Here is a 16568-nt window from a genome sequence, read left to right as displayed (position 1 = left end):
GGGCAGACGCGCCCGGGGGCGGGAAAGCCGACCATCGTCGGCATGGCCCTCGCACTGCACGACACCGTCCGGACCCGTGCCCGCACCGTGGAACGGGTCGCCTACGTGGTGGCCGCCGTCCTGTTCACCAGCGGCCTCGTGCACCTGGTGGTCCTGGTGGCGAGTGGCGCCACGTGGGAAGGTCCGGTGTCCTACCGCAAGGCCATGACGTTCGGCCTGTCGTTCGGGCTCACCCTCGCCGGCGTCGCCTGGGCCACGTCGTTCCTGACCGTCCGCCGCCGGAACCTGCTGCTGGGCGCGTTCACCGTGGTCAGCGTCGTCGAGGTCGCCCTGGTGACGATGCAGGTGTGGCGCGGGGTGCCGTCGCACTTCAATTTCGAGACCGGCTTCGACTCCGCCGTCTCGGTCAGCCTGGCCGCGGGTGGCGCGGTGATCATCGTGACCGTGCTCGGATTCGCCACGGCCGCGTGGCGCACCCCGAACCTCAGCCCGAGCATGACGTTCGCTCTGCGGTTCGGACTCGTGGTGCTGGTCGCGGCGATGGCCGTGGGCGCGGTCATGATCGCCGACGGTGTCGCGCTCGCCCGCGGCGGGCAGCCGCAGCTGGCTTACACGACCGCCGGCGCGCTCAAGCCCGTGCACGCGGTCACGTTGCACGCGGTCCTGGTCGTCCCGGCGCTGGCCTGGCTGATGCGCCGCACGTCCTGGCCGGAACGGCGGCGGACCAGGGCGATCCAGGCGGCCGCGCTGGCGTACACCCTGCTGATCGCGGGCGCGGTCGTCGTGTCCTAGAACACGACCGTGCGGTTGCCGTGCACGAGGACGCGGCTTTCCAGGTGCCAGCGCAGCCCGCGGGCGAGCGTGACCTTCTCGATGTCGCGGCCCTTGCGCACCAGATCCGGCACGGTGTCGCCGTGGTCGACGCGGATCACGTCCTGCTCGATGATGGGCCCGGCGTCCAGGTCGGCGGTCACGTAGTGGCAGGTCGCGCCGACCAGCTTCACCCCGCGCCGGTGCGCCTGGTGGTACGGCCGCGCGCCGATGAACGACGGGAGGAAGCTGTGGTGGATGTTGATCGCCCGGCCGGACCACGCCCGGCACAGCTCGGGCGGCAGGATCTGCATGAACCGCGCCAGCACCACGGCGTGCGGATCGTGCTCGTCGACCAGCTTGCGCACCTCGCCGAACGCCTCCGCCTTGTCCCCGGCCGGAAACGGCACGTGGTGGAACGGGATCCCGTGCGCCCGGGTGATGTCGGCCAGGTTGTCGTGGTTGCCGATCACCGCCCGCACGTCGACGTCCAGCTCACCGGCCGCGACCCGGCCCAGCAGGTCGTAGAGGCAGTGCCCTTCCTTCGACACCAGGATCACCACCCGGCGCCGCTCGGCCGTGTCCTCCACGCGCCAGTTCGACTCCGCCGACAGGGACGTGGCCACCTCGGCGAAGCGGGACCGCAGTTCGTCCACTCCGAACGGCAGCGAATCCGCCCGGACCTCCTGGCGGGTGAAGAACCAGCCGGTGTCCGGGTCGGTGTGGTACGCGGCCTCGACGATCCAGCCGCCGTTGTCGGCGAGGAACGACGCGACGCGCGCGACGATGCCGGTGCGGTCGGGACAGCCGAAGGTGATCACATAACGTCGTTCGGACACCGCACCATCTTCCCCGCTCACGGCGCGGCCAGGGGCGCCAGGAGACTCACGTCACCGGTCACCGAAGCGTGACTGGGCCGTCCCCACACCCGCCGGTAGACGGCGTCGGCCGTGCCCGCGATGGTCGCGTCGGCCTCGAACGCCGCCGTCACCGGGTCGATCGTCGCCGGCTCGCCGGGGTGCAGCACGACCCGCCACATGCGGCCGGCGTCGGCGGCGTGCACCAGCACCGAGCCGGAGACCGCGAACTGGTCCCACTTCGCACGGGTGGGCAGTATCCAGGCGATCAGTTCGTCGATGCCGTCCGCGGCGAACTCCGGGTCGAACACCAGCGACGGGACCGACGAGGGGTCGGTGCTGCCGGCGAGCGCGTGCTCGGCGTCGAGCCGGTGGATCGCGGTCTCGTGCGCCTGCCGCCGGGCCCAGGACCCGGCGTTCTGCTCGAAGCGGGTGAAGGGCAGCCATGCGGGTGCGGACGGGTCGGCGAGCTCGTCGACCATGGCGGTCATCTGCTCCGCCGACCATTCCAGGAGCTCAGTCCAGTCTTCGGGCGGCTGCCCGCGACGCACGTTCTCCCCGGTCGGGTCGGTGAGTGCCGAGCGGACCCAGGAATGGACCTTGGCCAGATGGGCGACGAGGTGCTGGACAGTCCACTTCGGACAAGTTGGCACCGGGGCCGCCGGCCCCGCCTTCGCCGCCGCCGCCCACAGCTCCCTGCTCTGGTTCCCGATGATCGCGAGGTACGAGGCGTGCTCCATGCCGAGAGCGTATCCGCCGCAGCACCTCGATGACACCGACCATGAGCAGCCCGATCCCGAACGACAGCAGCAGTCCCTTGGCGGGCTGACCGTCGAAGCTCGCGCCGCCGATGGCGCCGATCGCCACGCTGTAGACGGCCCAGATCCCGGCCCCCAGTGCGTCGAGGGTGACGAACCGCGTCCAGGGCACGCCCATGCTGCCGGTCGCCAGCCCGCTCGCCACGCGACCGCCGGGCAGGTACCGGCCGGCGACGATCAGCAGGCCCGCGTTGCGCTCGACCTGACCGCGAGCCCACTCGTAGCGGTCCTGCTCGCCGGCCCGCAGCCACCGGGTCAGCGCCGGTGCGGCACCGCGGCCGACCGCGTGGGACAGGCAGTCCCCGGCGAGCGCCCCGGCAGCCGCGAGCAGCGCGAGCAACGCCAGCTTCGGCAGGTCCGCGCCGAGCAGCACGGCGACCGTGATCACCGTCGTCTCGCTCGGCATGAACGGCAGCAGCGCGTCGAGCCCGGCGACCGCGAACACGATCAGCCAGAGCCAGGGCGACCCGAGCGTGCTCTGCAGCAGCTCACCGAGGTGGTCGAGGAGGTCAAGCATGGGCCGGGACCCGGGTGGCGCGGACCGCGTCCTGCGCCCGCGCGGCCAGCTCCCGCCGGTCCCCGAGCGGGTCGAGCGGCGGGTGCGCGGTCAAGCGGACGCGCAGGTCCCGGGCGCGCGTGACCCGGCTCAGCGACGGCAGGAGCGCGTCGTCGCCGACGAACGCCGCGACCGTGCTCGGCTGTCCGCCCTGCGAGTACTCGAAGGTCACCGGCCGCACGGGCGCACCGGCGTCGATCGCGGCCTGGAACGCGGCCCGCCGGAACGTGCCGCCGGTTCCACCGCACCACGTCGTGCCCTCCGGGAACACCACGACCGATTCGCCTGCCCGCAGCGCGTCCGCCAGCCCGGCGACCACCGCCGGCAGTTCGCGCAGTTCGCGGCGCGCGATGAACCGGGTGCCGCAGGCCTGCGCGAGCGAGCCGATCAGCGGCCAGGACCGCACTTCGCGCTTGGCCAGGAACCCCACCGGATCCACCGCGAGCACCGCGACGATGTCCAGCCACGACACGTGGTTGGCCACGATCAGCGTTCCGGTGCCGGCGGGGACGCGCAGCAGGTCGGTGTTCGCCTCCAGCGTGACGCCGAGGGCGTCGAGCACCCCGCGGGCGTGCGGCTGCAGGTCCCCCCGCCGCACGCCGGCGAGGCCCGCGCCGAGCCCCATCCACCGTCGCACGCTTCGCAGTGTGCCGACCTCAGGCAGCCGGTGGGTGACGCAGCGAGGGGTACAAGGTGAAGTCACGTCCCACGGCTTCATGCATCGTCCCCGAGGAAGTACCGGCGGTAGCGCTCGTTGATCTCGTCGACCGCCAGCACCGTGAAGAAGTCGGCGACCGCGAAGTCCGCGTCGTGGGCGGGCGGCCCGCACACCCACGCGCCCAGGCGCAGGTAACCGCGCAGCAGCGGGGGCACCTGGGCGTAGCTCGGCGCGCGTTCGGTGCGCGGGAGCGGCAGCCACGGCCGGTGCGGTGCGACGCGCAGGTCGTCCGGGGGGCGGTGGCGGGCCTGGGCGAGTGCCCAGGTGGCCGCGGCGGAGGTGCCGCCGTCGGCGAGCGACACGGAGGCGCAGCCGGCGAGGTAGCGGTAGCCGTGGCCGACGACGTAGCGCGCCATCGCCGCCCACATCGAGTTGATCACACCACCGGAGCGGTGGTCCGGGTGCACGCACGAACGGCCGGTCTCCACCAGGTGCGGCCGCAGCGGCGCCACGCCGTCCAGGTCGAACTCCGACTGCGCGTACAGCCTGGTGGTCCGGCCGGGCGGCAGCAGCCGGTAGGTGCCGACGACCTCGCCACCGGAAAACACGGCGAGGTGTTCGCACACCTCGTCGAACTCGTCGGTGTCCAGGCCGCTCGGGTGCGGTGCGGCACCGAATTCGGTGGTGAACACCTCGTGCCGCAGGCGCTGGCACGCCCGGACGACGTCGCGGTCCGTGGTGATGACGGTTTCGTACTGGGTGCTGGTGAGCGTGGTCATGAGCTGATCGTGTCCGGGCGAGGACCGCGGGACCAGCGACTTCCGGCAAGATCCGGGACAACCCGGGGAAGCCCCGTACGTGGTGTCCCTGCAACCGAAGTGGGGGGCGGCCCTACCCGCTGCCACCCGGTGCGACCCGGTCCCACGGCACGGTCAGCTCGCCCAGCCGGATCCGGCGCGGCCGGGTCAGCACCGGCCAGCCACGCGCGGCGAGCAGGCGCACGGTCTCCAGCCACCGGGCGCGGGCGCCGAACGCCTGGTGCGGCGCCGCAGTGGCCCAGCAGATGTCCAGTGTGGACACCAGGTCGTGCACGCCTTCGCCCGGGACGTTGCGGTGGATCAGCGCCTTCGGCAGCCGCTCGGCCAAAGTGGACGGTTGGTCGAGCGAGCCGACGTGGCACGACAAGGTGAGCGTACGCGGACCGTCGGCGTCGAGGGTGACCCAGGTGGACAGCCGGCCGATCTCGTCGCAGGTCCCCTCGACGAACAACCCGCCCGGCGCGAGCCGGTCCAGGACCAGCTTCCACGCGCCCGCGACCTCGTCCTCGGGGTACTGGCGCAGCACGTTGAACGCGCGCACGAGCACCGGCCGGGTACCGGCGAGCTCGAACCCGCCCTGCCGGAACTCCAGGACCGGCGGCTGCGCGGCCGGCCGGGCCGCCGCGACCCGCGCCGGATCGATCTCCAGCCCCAGCACCCGGACCCGCGGGTGCACGCGCCGCAGCCGGGCAGCCAGCTCGACCGTGGTCACCGGGGACGCGCCGTACCCGAGGTCCACGACGAGCGGGTCCGGCGCGCGGCGCAGCGCGGCCGCCACCTCGGGGGCGCCGGCCAGCCACCGGTCGACGCGGCGCAGGCGGTTCGGATTCGTGGTTCCCCGGGTCGGCGCGCCTACCGGGCGCGCCCCAGCCATTCGCGGCTGAACTCGGCCTCGCGGGCGAGCAGTGTGGTCAGCTCGGCGGCGACGAAGCTCTCCAGCTTGCCACCGACCAGCGGGATCCGGACCTTGACCTCGCCGCGGGTCTGCACCACGGTGCCGTCACCGGCCGGCCGGATCTCGGTGCGCGCGGTGATCTCGCCGGGCATCCCGCTCACCGTCGCCCGCGCGGTGCCCGTGTAACCGTCACCGTCGCGGGTGAACGTGTGCTCCCGGTCGACGTAGAGGTCGCCGGGTTGCAGCTTGCGCACGATCGGCGGCAGCTTCTCCGCCTCGATCCCCTGGCGCAGCTGGTAGCGTGCGCCGTTCTCGTCCGCGGAGTGGCTGAGCAGGGCGCTGTTCTTGCCGCCGATCTCGGCCAGACGCGCCTTCAGCGCCTCGTCACCGGTCTCGGCCCGGAACACCTCGGAGACGCCGTACGCGTACTCCGCACGGTGCTCGATACGGGATGCCATGGGGCCAGACAGTACCGTTTGTCCTCGTGAGCCGTCTCGAAACACCGACCCAGACGACCCTGGCCGACCACACCACGCTGCGGCTGGGCGGCCCGGCACGCGCGTTCGTGGTGGCCGGGACCACCGCCGAGCTGCTGGACGCGGTGCGCTCGGCCGACGGGCCGGTGCTGCTGCTCGGCGGCGGGTCGAACCTCGTCGTCGGTGACGCGGGCTTCCCCGGCACGGTGGTGAAGATCGCGACCCGCGGCTGGCGCATCGACGGCACCGAGGTCGAGGTCGCGGCCGGGCAGAACTGGGACGAGTTCGTGGCGGCGACCGTCGAGGCCGGGTTCGGCGGGCTGGAGTGCCTGTCCGGCATCCCCGGCTCGGTGGGGGCGACCCCGATCCAGAACGTCGGCGCCTACGGCTGCGAGGTCGCCGAGCTGCTCACCTCGATCGACTGCTACGACCGGCGCACCGGCGAGGTGCGCACGATGACGGCGGACGAGCTGGGCTTCGGCTACCGCACCAGCGTGCTCAAGGGCACCGACGCGGGCATCGTCCTCAGCGTGCGCTTCGCGCTGCGCGGGGACGGGCTGTCGGCGCCGATCCGCTACGCCGAGCTCGCCCGCACGCTCGGCGTCGAACCGGGGGCGCGGGTCCCGGCGGCGCAGGCACGCGAAGCGGTGCTGGCGCTGCGCCGCGGCAAGGGGATGGTGCTGGACCCGGCCGACCACGACACGTGGAGCGCCGGCTCGTTCTTCACCAACCCGGTCGTCGCCGAGATCCCGCCGGCACTGGCGGGCGTCGAGATGCCGCGGTACCCGTCCGGCGGCGGCGTGAAGCTGTCCGCGGCCTGGCTGATCGAGCGGGCCGGGTTCGGCAAGGGACATCCCGGGCCGGGCGGGCGCGTGTCGTTGTCCACCAAGCACACGCTCGCCCTGACCAACCGGGGCCGGGCCAGCACCGCCGATCTGCTGGCACTGGCACGCGAGGTGCGGGACGGCGTGCGCGACCGGTTCGGCGTCACCCTCCGTCCCGAACCCCTGCTGATCAACTGCGCCCTGTGATCAGCTGCGGTGCGCGCGGGTGCCGTCGAGCTGGGCACGGGGCTTCAGCACGATGGTGTCCAGGTTCACGTGCGGCGGCCGGGTCACCGCGAACGCGATGACCTCCGCCACGTCCTGCGCGGTCAGCGGGGTCAGCCCCGCGTACACCTTCTTCGCGCGGTCGGTGTCGCCGTCGAAGCGGTTGGCGGAGAAGTCGGTCTCGACCAGGCCCGGCGCGATCTCGGTGATCCGGATCGGGTCGCCCAGGTGTTCCGACCGCAGTGTGCGGTGCAGCGCCGCCTGGGCGTGCTTGGCCGAGGTGTAGCCGGAACCGCCCGCGTACACCTCGTGGCCCGCGATCGACGTGACAGTCACCACGTGACCGTCACCGGAGGCGATCAGCTTCGGCAGCAACGCCTTCGTCATCCGCAGTGTGCCGAGGACGTTGACCTCCCACATCCAGCGCCAGTGGTCCTCGTCGGCGTCCGCCACGTGCTCCAGACCACGCGCACCACCCGCGTTGTTGACGAGAACGTGGCAATCTGGAACCCGCTGGACGAACGCCGCAACCGAACCGGGGTCGGTGACGTCCAGTACGTGTGCGGTTCCGGACAGATCGGCGGCCAGTTTCTCCAGGCGGTCGAGGCGGCGAGCCCCGAGCACGACGTGGAACCCGGCTTCGGCGAGAGCGCGAGCGGTCGCCTCGCCGATACCCGCGCTGGCGCCGGTGATCACGGCGGTTCGCTTGGTCGTCATACCGCACATACTCCCAGCGGGGGACGGGCCGGTAACGCGGCAGGGTCGGGCGTCGCTGGACGCTTGAGGAGAAGTACGGAGTGCGGAGGTACAGGGTGATCGAGAGGCGCACGGTCTTCAAGGCCGCGCTCGCCACGGGCGCGGCGACCATGGCCGCGGCCTGCACCAGCGGCGGCAGCGGCGGTGGGGGGCAGGACACCGGGGGCGCGCCGGCGGAGACCAAGCCGGTGGCGGTCATCACCTCCGAGCCGGCCGTGGACGCCCGGGACGTGCCCGTGCTGCAGCCGGTCACGGTGAAGGTCGCGCAGGGCACCCTCACCGAGGTCAAGCTCACCAACCCCGACGGCAAGGCGGTCGCGGGGGCGCTCAGCCCCGACAAGACCACCTGGACCAGCAGCGAGACGCTCGGCTACGACAAGACCTACACCTACGCCGCGTCGGCCACCGGCACCGACGGCAAGCCGGTGCAGCTGTCCGGCAGCTTCCGCACCCTCAAGCCGGCCTCGACGGCGCGGGTCACGGTGAACCCGGGTGACAACGCCACGGTCGGCGTGGGGATGCCGGTGAGCGTGAAGTTCACCAGCGCGGTCAAGAACAGGGCCGCGGTGGAGCGGGCGTTGAAGATCGAGACCTCGACCGACGTCGAGGGCTCCTGGGGGTGGCTGTCCGACCAGCAGGTCGACTGGCGGCCGAAGGAGTACTGGCCGGCGAACACGAAGGTCAAGGTCGAGGCGAAGCTCTACGGCGTGGACCTCGGCGGCGGCGTCTACCCGCGGGCCGACGTCACCAGCGAGTTCAAGATCGGCCGCAACCAGGTGGTCAAGATCAACACTCCGGACCACAAGATGAACGTCTACCGCAACGGCTCGCTGGCCAAGAGCTACCCGTGCAGCAACGGGCTCGATTCCGATGTGAACCGCAACACGCCGAACGGCACCTACATCGTCATGACCAAGGAGCCGAGCGCGATCTTCGACAACGCGCGCTACGGCTACACCAACGTCAACAAGAAGTGGGCCTGCCGCATCTCCAACCACGGCGAGTTCATCCACGAGAACCAGGACAACGCGGCCAACATCGGGCGGAGCAACACCTCGCACGGCTGCGTCAACCTGCTGGAGGCCGACGCGAAGGACTACTTCGACTCGGCGCTGATCGGCGACCCGGTGGAGATCACCGGGTCCCGGCTGGGCCCGGTCGTCAACTCCGACGTCATGGACTGGCTGGTCAGCTGGAGCGCCTGGCGGGCCAAGTCGGCTCTCTGACGGTTTCCCCTCGCTGGGAAGATGGCGGCGGCCCGTGAGCGTTGTCGTGCACGGGCGCCGCCCCGATGCGGACAGCGACTGACACGGGAGTTGAACCAGGTGACGATCTCGCTGCGCGGATCCCGACGGACGCAGGCGCTGTGGCCGCGCAGGGTCGCGGTGCTGTCGGTGCACACGTCACCACTGGAACAGCCGGGCACCGGGGACGCCGGCGGCATGAACGTCTACATCACGCACACCGCCGTGGAGATGGCCCGGCGCGGTATCGCCGTCGAGGTGTTCACCCGCGCGACCTCGTCGGACCAGCCGCCGGTGGCCGAGCTGGCGCCCGGGGTGCTGGTGCGGCACATCCCGGCCGGGCCCTTCGAACCGCTGGGCCGTGACGAGCTGCCCGCGCAGCTGTGCGCCTTCACCTCGGGCGTGCTGCGCGCCGAGGCGTTCCACGAGCCGGGCTACTACGACCTGATCCATTCGCACTACTGGCTGTCCGGCCAGGTGGGGTGGCTCGCGCGGGACCGCTGGGGCGTGCCGCTGGTGCACACCGCGCACACGCTGGCGAAGGTCAAGAACGCGGCGCTCGCGGACGGCGACAAGCCCGAGCCGCGGACCCGGGTGATCGGCGAGGAGCAGGTGGTCGCCGAGGCCGACCGGCTGGTGGCGAACACGCCGGTCGAGGCGCGGCAGCTGATGGAGCTCTACGGGGCCGATCCGGAGCGGGTGCACACGGTCGCGCCCGGTGTGGACCTGAACCGGTTCGTGCCCGGTTCGCAGGCCGGGGCGCGCCGGCGGTTCGGCCTGCCGCGCGACGCGATCGTGCTGGCCTTCGCCGGCCGCATCCAGCCGCTCAAGGCCCCCGACGTGCTGCTGCACGCGGCGGCGCACCTCCTGCAGCGCCGTCCCGGGCTGCGGGAGCGGCTGGTCGTGCTCGTGGTGGGCGGCCCGTCGGGCACCGGGCTGGAGCAGCCGCAGGCCCTGCGTGAACTGGCGGTGTCGCTGGGTATCCAGGACGTGGTGCGGTTCCTGCCACCGCAGCCGGGTGAACGGCTGGCGGAGGTGTATCGCGCCGCGGACGTGGTGGCGGTGCCGAGCTACAACGAGTCGTTCGGCCTGGTCGCGCTGGAGGCGCAGGCGTGCGGGACGCCGGTGGTGGCGGCCGAGGTCGGCGGTCTTCCGGTGGCGGTCGCGCACGGCGTGTCGGGGCTGCTGGTGCCCTCGCACGACGCGCGGGACTGGGCCGGTGCCCTCGCCAGCGTGGCGTTGCGGCCGGCCCGGCGGGACGAGCTGGCCGAGAACGCGCTGGTGCACGCGCGGCGCTTCTCCTGGGCGCGCACCACGGACGCCCTGCTGGAGACGTACGCGGCGGCTTCGCGCACGCTGGCCGCGCTGCACGAGGAGGTCGCGGTATGACGCTCGACAAGACGATCCGGACCGCGCTGGACGAGGCCGGGCTGGCCTACGACCGCAAGGACGAGGGGAAGTACTTCGTCACCCTCCCCGGCACGAAGAAGCTCCAGACCACCGTGTGGCTCATCGAGCGCGAGCACGCGTTCGCGGTGGAGGCGTTCGTGTGCCGGCGTCCGGACGAGGAGCACGAGCAGGTGTACCGGTTCCTGCTGCGCCGCAACGCGAAGCTCTACGGCGTGCACTACACGGTCGACGCGCTGGGGGACATCTACCTGGTGGGCCGGTTCGGCAAGGACACGGTCACCGAGGCCGAGCTGGACAAGATCCTCGGGCAGGTGCTGGAAGCCGCCGACGGCGATTTCAACACGATCCTGGAACTCGGCTTCGCGACGAGCATCAAACGGGAATGGGACTGGCGGGTGAGCCGTGGGGAGAGCCTGGCGAACCTGCAGGCGTTCAAACACCTGGTAGAGCCGGAACAACCCCATGACCCCGGCAGCCTGACTGAGTAACCGCGCGCGGCGTGCTGGTCCACGCCCAGCGCCCGCCAAAGCGAGGAGCGAGCACGCGGACGAGCGGGCGGGGCGGCTTGAGGGAGGGGGAGTCGCGAACTCAAGCCGCCCCGCGAACGCTCCCGCCGCTTCTGGACCCGGTGGCGAGGGGGAGTGCCAACGGGGCCGGCGGGCCGCAGCCCGGCAGGGGGAGACAGGCTGCGGTCGTACCCCGCGATCGGCTGGGGAGTGCGTGGAATTCCAGCCGAGCGGGACGTAAGTCAACTTGGCAGATGTCCACCAGTAATCACAAGACTACTGGTTACTCCGTTCGAGTGATTCTCACTGTCTGTGTTAACGGTGTGCAGTAAGTGTCACTTTCAGGACCGCGGCCCAGTGCGTCAAAAAGCGGTCGGGCGATCCTCTACCGGGTGGCGGCACACTGTCCGTAGAAGGCTGCTGCCCGGTGGGCCGTCATCCGGTCGCTCGGCGTGTTCTGGCAGGCTAGCGGTATGGCCGAACTTGGGACGCTGGTGCTGCTCCGCCACGGGCAGAGCACCTGGAACGCCGAGAACCTGTTCACCGGCTGGGTCGACGTGCCCCTGTCCGAGCTCGGGCAGCAGGAGGCCCGCAAGGGCGGTGAGCTGCTCGCCGAGAGCGGGCTGCTGCCGGACGTCGTCCACACGTCGCTGCTGCGCCGGGCGATTTCGACCGCCAACATCGCGCTCGACGTCGCCGACCGGCACTGGATCCCGGTGCGCCGCGACTGGCGCCTCAACGAGCGGCACTACGGCGCGCTCCAGGGCAAGAACAAGAAGCAGGTCCGGGACGAGTTCGGCGAGGAGCAGTTCATGCTCTGGCGCCGCTCCTACGACGTGCCGCCGCCGCCGATCGAGCGCGGCAGCGAGTTCAGCCAGGACACCGACGTCCGCTACGGGCCGGACGCGCCGCTCACCGAGTGCCTCAAGGACGTGGTGGCGCGCCTGCTGCCCTACTGGGACTCGGCGATCGTGCCGGACCTGCGCGCCGGCAAGACGGTGCTGGTCGCCGCGCACGGTAACTCGCTGCGTGCCCTGGTCAAGCACCTCGACGGCATCTCCGACGACGACATCGCCGGCCTGAACATCCCCACCGGCATCCCCCTGCGCTACGACCTCGACGCCGACCTGAAGCCGGTCACCCCCGGCGGCACCTACCTCGACCCGGAGGCCGCGGCCGAAGCCGCCGCCGCGGTCGCCAACCAGGGCCGCTGACTCCAGTCCGTCGAAACGCCGGCTCCCCCCTCGGGAGCCGGCGTTTTCGCGTTCAACGCCGGATTCGCCGCTGGGCGAACTCGGCCGCCGTGCGCGCCACCCGGCGCGCCTGATCGCCCCGGCCGCGCCGGTGCAGCACGAGCACGACCGCGAGGACGACGAGCGCGATCGCCACGACGACCGCCGCGATCAGCGCGAACCGGACCAGCAGCACGGTGAGCACCGTTTCCATCTCTGCCCCTCCTTCATATCACACCTGTGACAAAAAGAAATTAGCACAGGTGTGATACAACGGCCAGGTGCCGAAGATCGTGGATCCGGAGAGCAGGCGGGCGGAGGTGGCCGACGCGCTGTTCCGGCTGGCCGTGCGCGAGGGGCTGCCCAGCGTGTCACTGCGGACGGTGGCGGCCGAAGCCGGCCTGAACGTCGGCTCGGTGCGGCACTACTTCGACGGCCAGGCCGAGCTGATGCGCTTCGCGATGCGGACGGTCATCGACCGGGTGTCGGCGCGGCTCACCGCGAAGGTCGACGCCCTCGGTGACGTCGCCGGGCTGTCCCCGGCGCAGCGCCGCGCGAAGCGGGCCGAACTGCTGGCCGAACTGCTGCCGCTCGACGACGTCCGGCGAGCCGAAGTCACCGTGTTCCTCGAGTTCGTGGTGGCCTCACGCACGGACGAGCGGCTGGCGGACCTGGCGCGCGAGGCGGCGTCCGGCACGCGGGCGCTGGTCGCCCGCGTCCTCGCCGCACTGGACCTCGACGACCCGGACACCGAGGTGCGGCGGCTCACCGCGCTGATCGACGGCCTGAGCCTGAACGGGATCCTGCACCCGGACCTGTGGTCGCCCGCGCAGACCCTGGCGGCGCTGCGGGCTCACCTCGAAGCGCTAGACCAGTCCTAGCTCCCGGGCTCGCGCGCCCGCCTGGAAGCGGGACGTCGCGCCGAGTGCGGCCATCAGCTCGGCCACCCGGCGCCGGTAGGTGCGCACGCTCAGCCCGAGCGTGCGTGCCGCCGCCTCGTCCTTGCTGCCGGATGCCAGCTCGTCGAGAATCCGCGGCGCGAGGGCCCGCACCTCGCGGAACTCGGTGTCGTAGATCGCCAGCTCGGTGCCCGCCCGCCAGGCCGCGTTGAACAGGCTCGTCACGCTGCCGATCACCTCGGGACTGGTGACCACGGTGTAGCCGCGCTCCCCGCCGGACGCGTCGCCGGCCAGGATCGCCACCTTCCGGTCCAGCACGATCGTCTCGTTGATCTCGTCCAGCGTGATCCGGATCCGCGCGCCCAGCCGCTCCCGCTCACGCAGGTGCGCCACCCCGCCCGGCTGGAGCAGCGACGCCGGCCGGTACAGCTTCCGCACGGTCTTGCCGGTCATGTCGTGCCGGGCGTGCGGCGCCCGGTGCGCCGCCGCCCAGGTGTGCAGGTCGTTGGCGGCGCAGAAGATCTCCCGGGCCGAGGAGAAGAGGTGGGCCGTCCGCGCGAACAACTCGGCCTCACCCCGCACCAGCACGTCCATGACATCCAGTGTGGCAGCAAGTTGCCAACCTGCGGCGCCGTCACGATCACCGGACCAGGCTGGAGTCATGACCGAAACGATCAACGCCGGCGCGGCCGGCACCTGGCAGCTGGGCGATCTGACCGTGAACCGCATGGGCTACGGCGCCATGCGGCTCGCGATCTCCGGCGGCGGGAAGCTCGACCGCGACCAGGCCGTCGCCGTCCTGCGCCGGGCCGTCGAGCTGGGCGTCAACCACATCGACACCGCCGCCTTCTACTTCTCCCCACTGCGCTCGGCCAACGAGCTGATCAGCACCGCCCTCAACCCCTACCCGGACGACCTGGTGATCACCACCAAGGTCGGCCCCGGCCGCGGCCTGGACGGCGAGTTCCTCCCCGAGGCGCGCCCCGAGCAGCTGCGCCTGCAGGTCGAGGAGAACATCCGCCAGCTCGGCCGCGACCACCTGGACGTCGTCAACCTGCGCATCGGCAGCACCCTGGACCGCGGCAGCGGTTCGCTGGCCGACCGGTTCGGCGCGCTCGCCGAGCTGCAGCAACAGGGCCTGATCCGGCACCTGGGCATCTCCAACGTCGGCCCGGAGCACCTGGCCGAGGCGCAGGCCATCGCGCCGGTGGTGTGCGTGCAGAACCAGTACGGACTCACCGCCCGCCGTGAGGACGACGACTTCGTCCGTCTGTGCGCCGAACAGAAGATCGCGTTCGTCCCGTTCTTCGCCATCGCCAGCGGCACCGAGGACCCGGCCGTCCAGGCCGTCGCGGACGACCACGGCGTGAGCCCGGCCCAGGTGCGGCTCGCCTGGACCTTGCACCAGGGACCGAACGTGCTCGCCATCCCGGGCACCGGCAGTGTCGGGCACCTCGAGGAGAACATCGCGGCGGCGTCGCTGCGGCTGTCCGAAGAAGACCTGGCGCGCCTCGACCGGGTGAATGGTCACGGGACGGGACTGGGTGCGTGAACGCCGGTTGACGCGCGGGGAAACAAGCACGGTGAAGGTGTCACAGCCATCACGAGAAGGCGGCCAGGACTAGGCCGAACAGCCACTTCCATGCTTACGATTCACCCGTGAGTGCGCCGGGTTCAGTTGCGCTGGCCGTCGGCTGTCTGCTGGTCGGCCTGATCGCCGGTCTCCTCGTTCCGCGGTTGCAGCGCAGGCGGGCCCAGCGGCGGCCGAGCGGTCCCACCGTCGCCGAACTGCTGCTCAGGCTGGTGCGCTCGTCGAACAACGGGATCCTGGTGCTGAACCGCTTCGGCGACCTGGTGCTGTCGAACCACCGCGCCGAGGCGCTCGGCCTGGTCCAGGCCAATCGCGCGGACCCGCGGGCGCGGGTCGCGGCCGAACAGGTCGAGGAGACCGGCGATCCGCTCGAGATCGACCTGTCGCCCCTGGAGGCCCGCGGCCGCCAGCCGGAGGCCGTGGTCGCCGAGATCCGGCCGCTCGGCGAGGGTTTCACCGTCGTCGAGGCGGTGGACCACTCCGAGGCGGCGCGGCTGGAGGCGGTGCGGCGCGACTTCGTCGCGAACGTCAGCCACGAGCTCAAGACCCCGGTGGGTGCGATCGCGCTGCTCGCCGAGGCGGTCCTGGACGCGGCCGAGGACGTGACGGAGGTGCGCCGCTTCGGGGGCAAGATCCTGCACGAGTCGACCCGGCTCGGCACCCTGGTCAGCGAGCTGATCGCGCTGTCCCGGCTGCAGGGCGCCGAGCGGCTGCCCGATCTGAACGTGGTCGAGGTGGACGCAGTGGTGCGGGAGGCGCTGGGCCGCACCCGGCTGTCCGCCGAGTCCCGCGAGATCGAGATCACCACCGACGCGCCCAGCGGCCTGCTCATCGAGGGCGACCGCACGCTGCTGGTCACGGCGCTGTCGAACCTGCTGGACAACGCGGTCAACTACTCCCAGCCCGGCAGCCCGGTGACGATCAGCCGGCGGCTGTCCGACGGCATGGTCGAGATCGCGGTGACCGACCGCGGCATCGGCATCGCCGAGGAGGACCAGCAGCGCGTCTTCGAACGCTTCTACCGCGCGGACAAGGCGCGCTCGCGCGCCACCGGCGGCACCGGGCTCGGCCTGGCCATCGTCAAGCACGTCGCGGCCAACCACGGCGGCGACGTGAAGCTGTGGAGCAGGCCGGGCACGGGATCGACGTTCACGCTGCGGATCCCGATGCACCAGTCCGGGCGCAACGGGGACGGAACCCCCGAGGCCCGCGACGACCAGACCCCCGCGCAGCTGTCGCGGCTCGTGACCGCTGCCAAGGACGGCCGGAACCAGGGAGGAAAGTAGTGACGAGAGTGCTCATCGTCGAGGACGAGGAGTCCTTCGCCGACCCGTTGGCCTTCCTGTTGCGCAAGGAGGGGTTCACGGCCGCGGTCGCCACCAACGGCCAGCAGGCCCTGGACGAGTTCGACCGCAACGGGGCGGACATCGTCCTGCTGGACCTGATGCTGCCCGGGATGAGCGGCACCGACGTGTGCAAGCAGCTGCGGCAGCGCTCGGCCGTGCCGGTGATCATGGTGACCGCGCGGGACAGCGAGATCGACAAGGTCGTGGGCCTGGAGCTGGGCGCCGACGACTACGTCACCAAGCCGTACTCGGCGCGCGAGCTGATCGCCCGCATCCGCGCGGTGCTCCGGCGAGGTGGCGAGACCGGCGGCGACGGCGAGCTGGCGCCGCCCGTGCTGGCGGCCGGCCCGGTGCGGATGGACGTCGAGCGGCACGTGGTCACCGTCGACGGCGGCGAGGTGTCGCTGCCGCTCAAGGAGTTCGACCTGCTCGAATACCTGCTGCGCAACGTCGGCCGGGTGCTCACCCGCGGGCAGCTGATCGACCGGGTGTGGGGCGCGGACTACGTCGGCGACACCAAGACGCTGGACGTGCACGTCAAGCGCCTGCGCTCGAAGATCGAGCCGGATCCGGGCTCGCCGCGCCACCTGGTCACCGTGCGCGGCCTCGGGTACAAGTTCGAGTCCTGAGCAAGCGGAGGTGGCCTA

At 71.8% G+C, this 16568-nt stretch carries 19 protein-coding genes and 1 pseudogene; 10 read left to right on the top strand and 10 right to left on the bottom strand.

Going from position 1 to position 16568, the window contains the following annotated elements:
• Positions 1-42: 42 nt before the first annotated feature.
• Entirely contained in the window at positions 43-792 is a 750-nt protein-coding gene (locus tag FHX46_RS27215) for a hypothetical protein (RefSeq protein WP_167120611.1), read from the top strand.
• Here FHX46_RS27215 and purU read toward each other — a convergent pair.
• The 7 genes and pseudogenes from purU to FHX46_RS27180 all read right to left on the bottom strand — a co-directional run bounded on the left by purU (position 789) and on the right by FHX46_RS27180 (position 5870).
• Positions 789-1649 (bottom strand): formyltetrahydrofolate deformylase, encoded by an 861-nt coding sequence (gene purU, locus FHX46_RS27210; protein ID WP_167120609.1) that lies wholly within the window; start codon positions 1647-1649, stop codon positions 789-791. The two genes, FHX46_RS27215 and purU, sit on opposite strands and share 4 nt — an antisense overlap.
• 17 nt (positions 1650-1666) lie before the next feature.
• Positions 1667-2407, bottom strand: a complete 741-nt coding sequence (locus tag FHX46_RS27205) for a maleylpyruvate isomerase family mycothiol-dependent enzyme (protein ID WP_243871350.1) — start codon at positions 2405-2407, stop codon at positions 1667-1669.
• Between the two features lie 172 nt (positions 2408-2579).
• A pseudogene (locus FHX46_RS28690) lies at positions 2580-2891 on the bottom strand (VTT domain-containing protein); the annotation flags it as partial.
• Positions 2892-2994: 103 nt separating this feature from the next.
• The gene (locus tag FHX46_RS27195) at positions 2995-3678 is read right to left on the bottom strand and encodes a lysophospholipid acyltransferase family protein (RefSeq protein ID WP_167120607.1); all 684 of its coding nucleotides are present in this window, start codon (positions 3676-3678) and stop codon (positions 2995-2997) included.
• A 77-nt stretch (positions 3679-3755) separates the two neighbouring features.
• Positions 3756-4478: a GNAT family N-acetyltransferase gene (locus FHX46_RS27190; RefSeq protein ID WP_167120605.1), complete on the bottom strand. Its 723-nt coding sequence runs from the start codon at positions 4476-4478 to the stop codon at positions 3756-3758.
• 112 nt (positions 4479-4590) lie between these two features.
• Positions 4591-5391 (bottom strand): class I SAM-dependent methyltransferase, encoded by an 801-nt coding sequence (locus FHX46_RS27185; RefSeq protein WP_167120603.1) that lies wholly within the window; start codon positions 5389-5391, stop codon positions 4591-4593.
• Complete coding sequence (locus FHX46_RS27180) at positions 5370-5870, bottom strand: DUF2505 domain-containing protein (protein ID WP_167120601.1); 501 nt, start codon at positions 5868-5870, stop codon at positions 5370-5372. Before FHX46_RS27180 ends, FHX46_RS27185 begins: the two co-directional genes overlap by 22 nt.
• Before the next feature lie 26 nt (positions 5871-5896).
• Between FHX46_RS27180 and FHX46_RS27175 the strand changes: the two genes are divergently transcribed.
• On the top strand, positions 5897-6919 hold the full coding sequence (locus FHX46_RS27175) for a UDP-N-acetylmuramate dehydrogenase (protein WP_167120599.1): 1023 nt from the start codon (positions 5897-5899) through the stop codon (positions 6917-6919).
• On the opposite strand, the gene FHX46_RS27170 is transcribed toward FHX46_RS27175, so the two are convergent.
• Entirely contained in the window at positions 6920-7654 is a 735-nt protein-coding gene (locus FHX46_RS27170) for an SDR family oxidoreductase (RefSeq protein ID WP_167120597.1), read from the bottom strand. It lies immediately after the preceding gene.
• Positions 7655-7749: 95 nt separating this feature from the next.
• On the opposite strand from FHX46_RS27170, the gene FHX46_RS27165 reads away from it, so the two are divergent.
• The 4 genes from FHX46_RS27165 (at position 7750) to FHX46_RS27150 (ending at position 12067) form a co-directional block, all read left to right on the top strand.
• A complete protein-coding gene (locus FHX46_RS27165; RefSeq protein ID WP_167120595.1) occupies positions 7750-8919 on the top strand; it encodes a L,D-transpeptidase in 1170 nt (389 codons plus the stop codon).
• Between the two features lie 99 nt (positions 8920-9018).
• Entirely contained in the window at positions 9019-10326 is a 1308-nt protein-coding gene (gene mshA, locus FHX46_RS27160; RefSeq protein WP_313886255.1) for a D-inositol-3-phosphate glycosyltransferase, read from the top strand.
• Positions 10323-10835 (top strand): type III secretion system chaperone family protein, encoded by a 513-nt coding sequence (locus tag FHX46_RS27155; protein ID WP_167120593.1) that lies wholly within the window; start codon positions 10323-10325, stop codon positions 10833-10835. Before mshA ends, FHX46_RS27155 begins: the two co-directional genes overlap by 4 nt.
• Positions 10836-11326: 491 nt before the next feature.
• Positions 11327-12067, top strand: coding sequence for a phosphoglyceromutase (locus FHX46_RS27150; protein WP_167120591.1), 741 nt, complete (start codon positions 11327-11329; stop codon positions 12065-12067).
• Between the two features lie 52 nt (positions 12068-12119).
• Here the strand turns inward: FHX46_RS27150 and FHX46_RS27145 are convergent, their stop codons facing one another.
• Positions 12120-12299, bottom strand: a complete 180-nt coding sequence (locus FHX46_RS27145) for a hypothetical protein (RefSeq protein ID WP_167120588.1) — start codon at positions 12297-12299, stop codon at positions 12120-12122.
• A 67-nt stretch (positions 12300-12366) separates the two neighbouring features.
• Between FHX46_RS27145 and FHX46_RS27140 the strand changes: the two genes are divergently transcribed.
• Entirely contained in the window at positions 12367-12966 is a 600-nt protein-coding gene (locus tag FHX46_RS27140) for a TetR/AcrR family transcriptional regulator (RefSeq protein WP_167120586.1), read from the top strand.
• Here the strand turns inward: FHX46_RS27140 and FHX46_RS27135 are convergent.
• Positions 12952-13578 carry a helix-turn-helix transcriptional regulator gene (locus FHX46_RS27135; protein ID WP_167120584.1) on the bottom strand — a complete coding sequence of 209 codons (627 nt, stop codon included), beginning with the start codon at positions 13576-13578 and terminating at the stop codon, positions 12952-12954. The two genes, FHX46_RS27140 and FHX46_RS27135, sit on opposite strands and share 15 nt — an antisense overlap.
• 67 nt (positions 13579-13645) lie before the next feature.
• Here FHX46_RS27135 and FHX46_RS27130 point away from each other — a divergent pair, with 67 nt between their 5' ends.
• The 3 genes from FHX46_RS27130 to FHX46_RS27120 all read left to right on the top strand — a co-directional run bounded on the left by FHX46_RS27130 (position 13646) and on the right by FHX46_RS27120 (position 16550).
• Complete coding sequence (locus FHX46_RS27130) at positions 13646-14536, top strand: oxidoreductase (RefSeq protein ID WP_167120582.1); 891 nt, start codon at positions 13646-13648, stop codon at positions 14534-14536.
• 107 nt (positions 14537-14643) lie between these two features.
• Complete coding sequence (locus tag FHX46_RS27125; RefSeq protein WP_167120580.1) at positions 14644-15861, top strand: sensor histidine kinase; 1218 nt, start codon at positions 14644-14646, stop codon at positions 15859-15861.
• Positions 15861-16550, top strand: coding sequence for a response regulator transcription factor (locus FHX46_RS27120; protein WP_167120577.1), 690 nt, complete (start codon positions 15861-15863; stop codon positions 16548-16550). Before FHX46_RS27125 ends, FHX46_RS27120 begins: the two co-directional genes overlap by 1 nt.
• Positions 16551-16568: the final 18 nt, after the last annotated feature.

This window comes from Amycolatopsis viridis, from assembly GCF_011758765.1.
GTDB lineage: Bacteria > Actinomycetota > Actinomycetes > Mycobacteriales > Pseudonocardiaceae > Amycolatopsis_E > Amycolatopsis_E viridis.
This window is presented reverse-complemented; position numbering and strand designations above follow the sequence as displayed.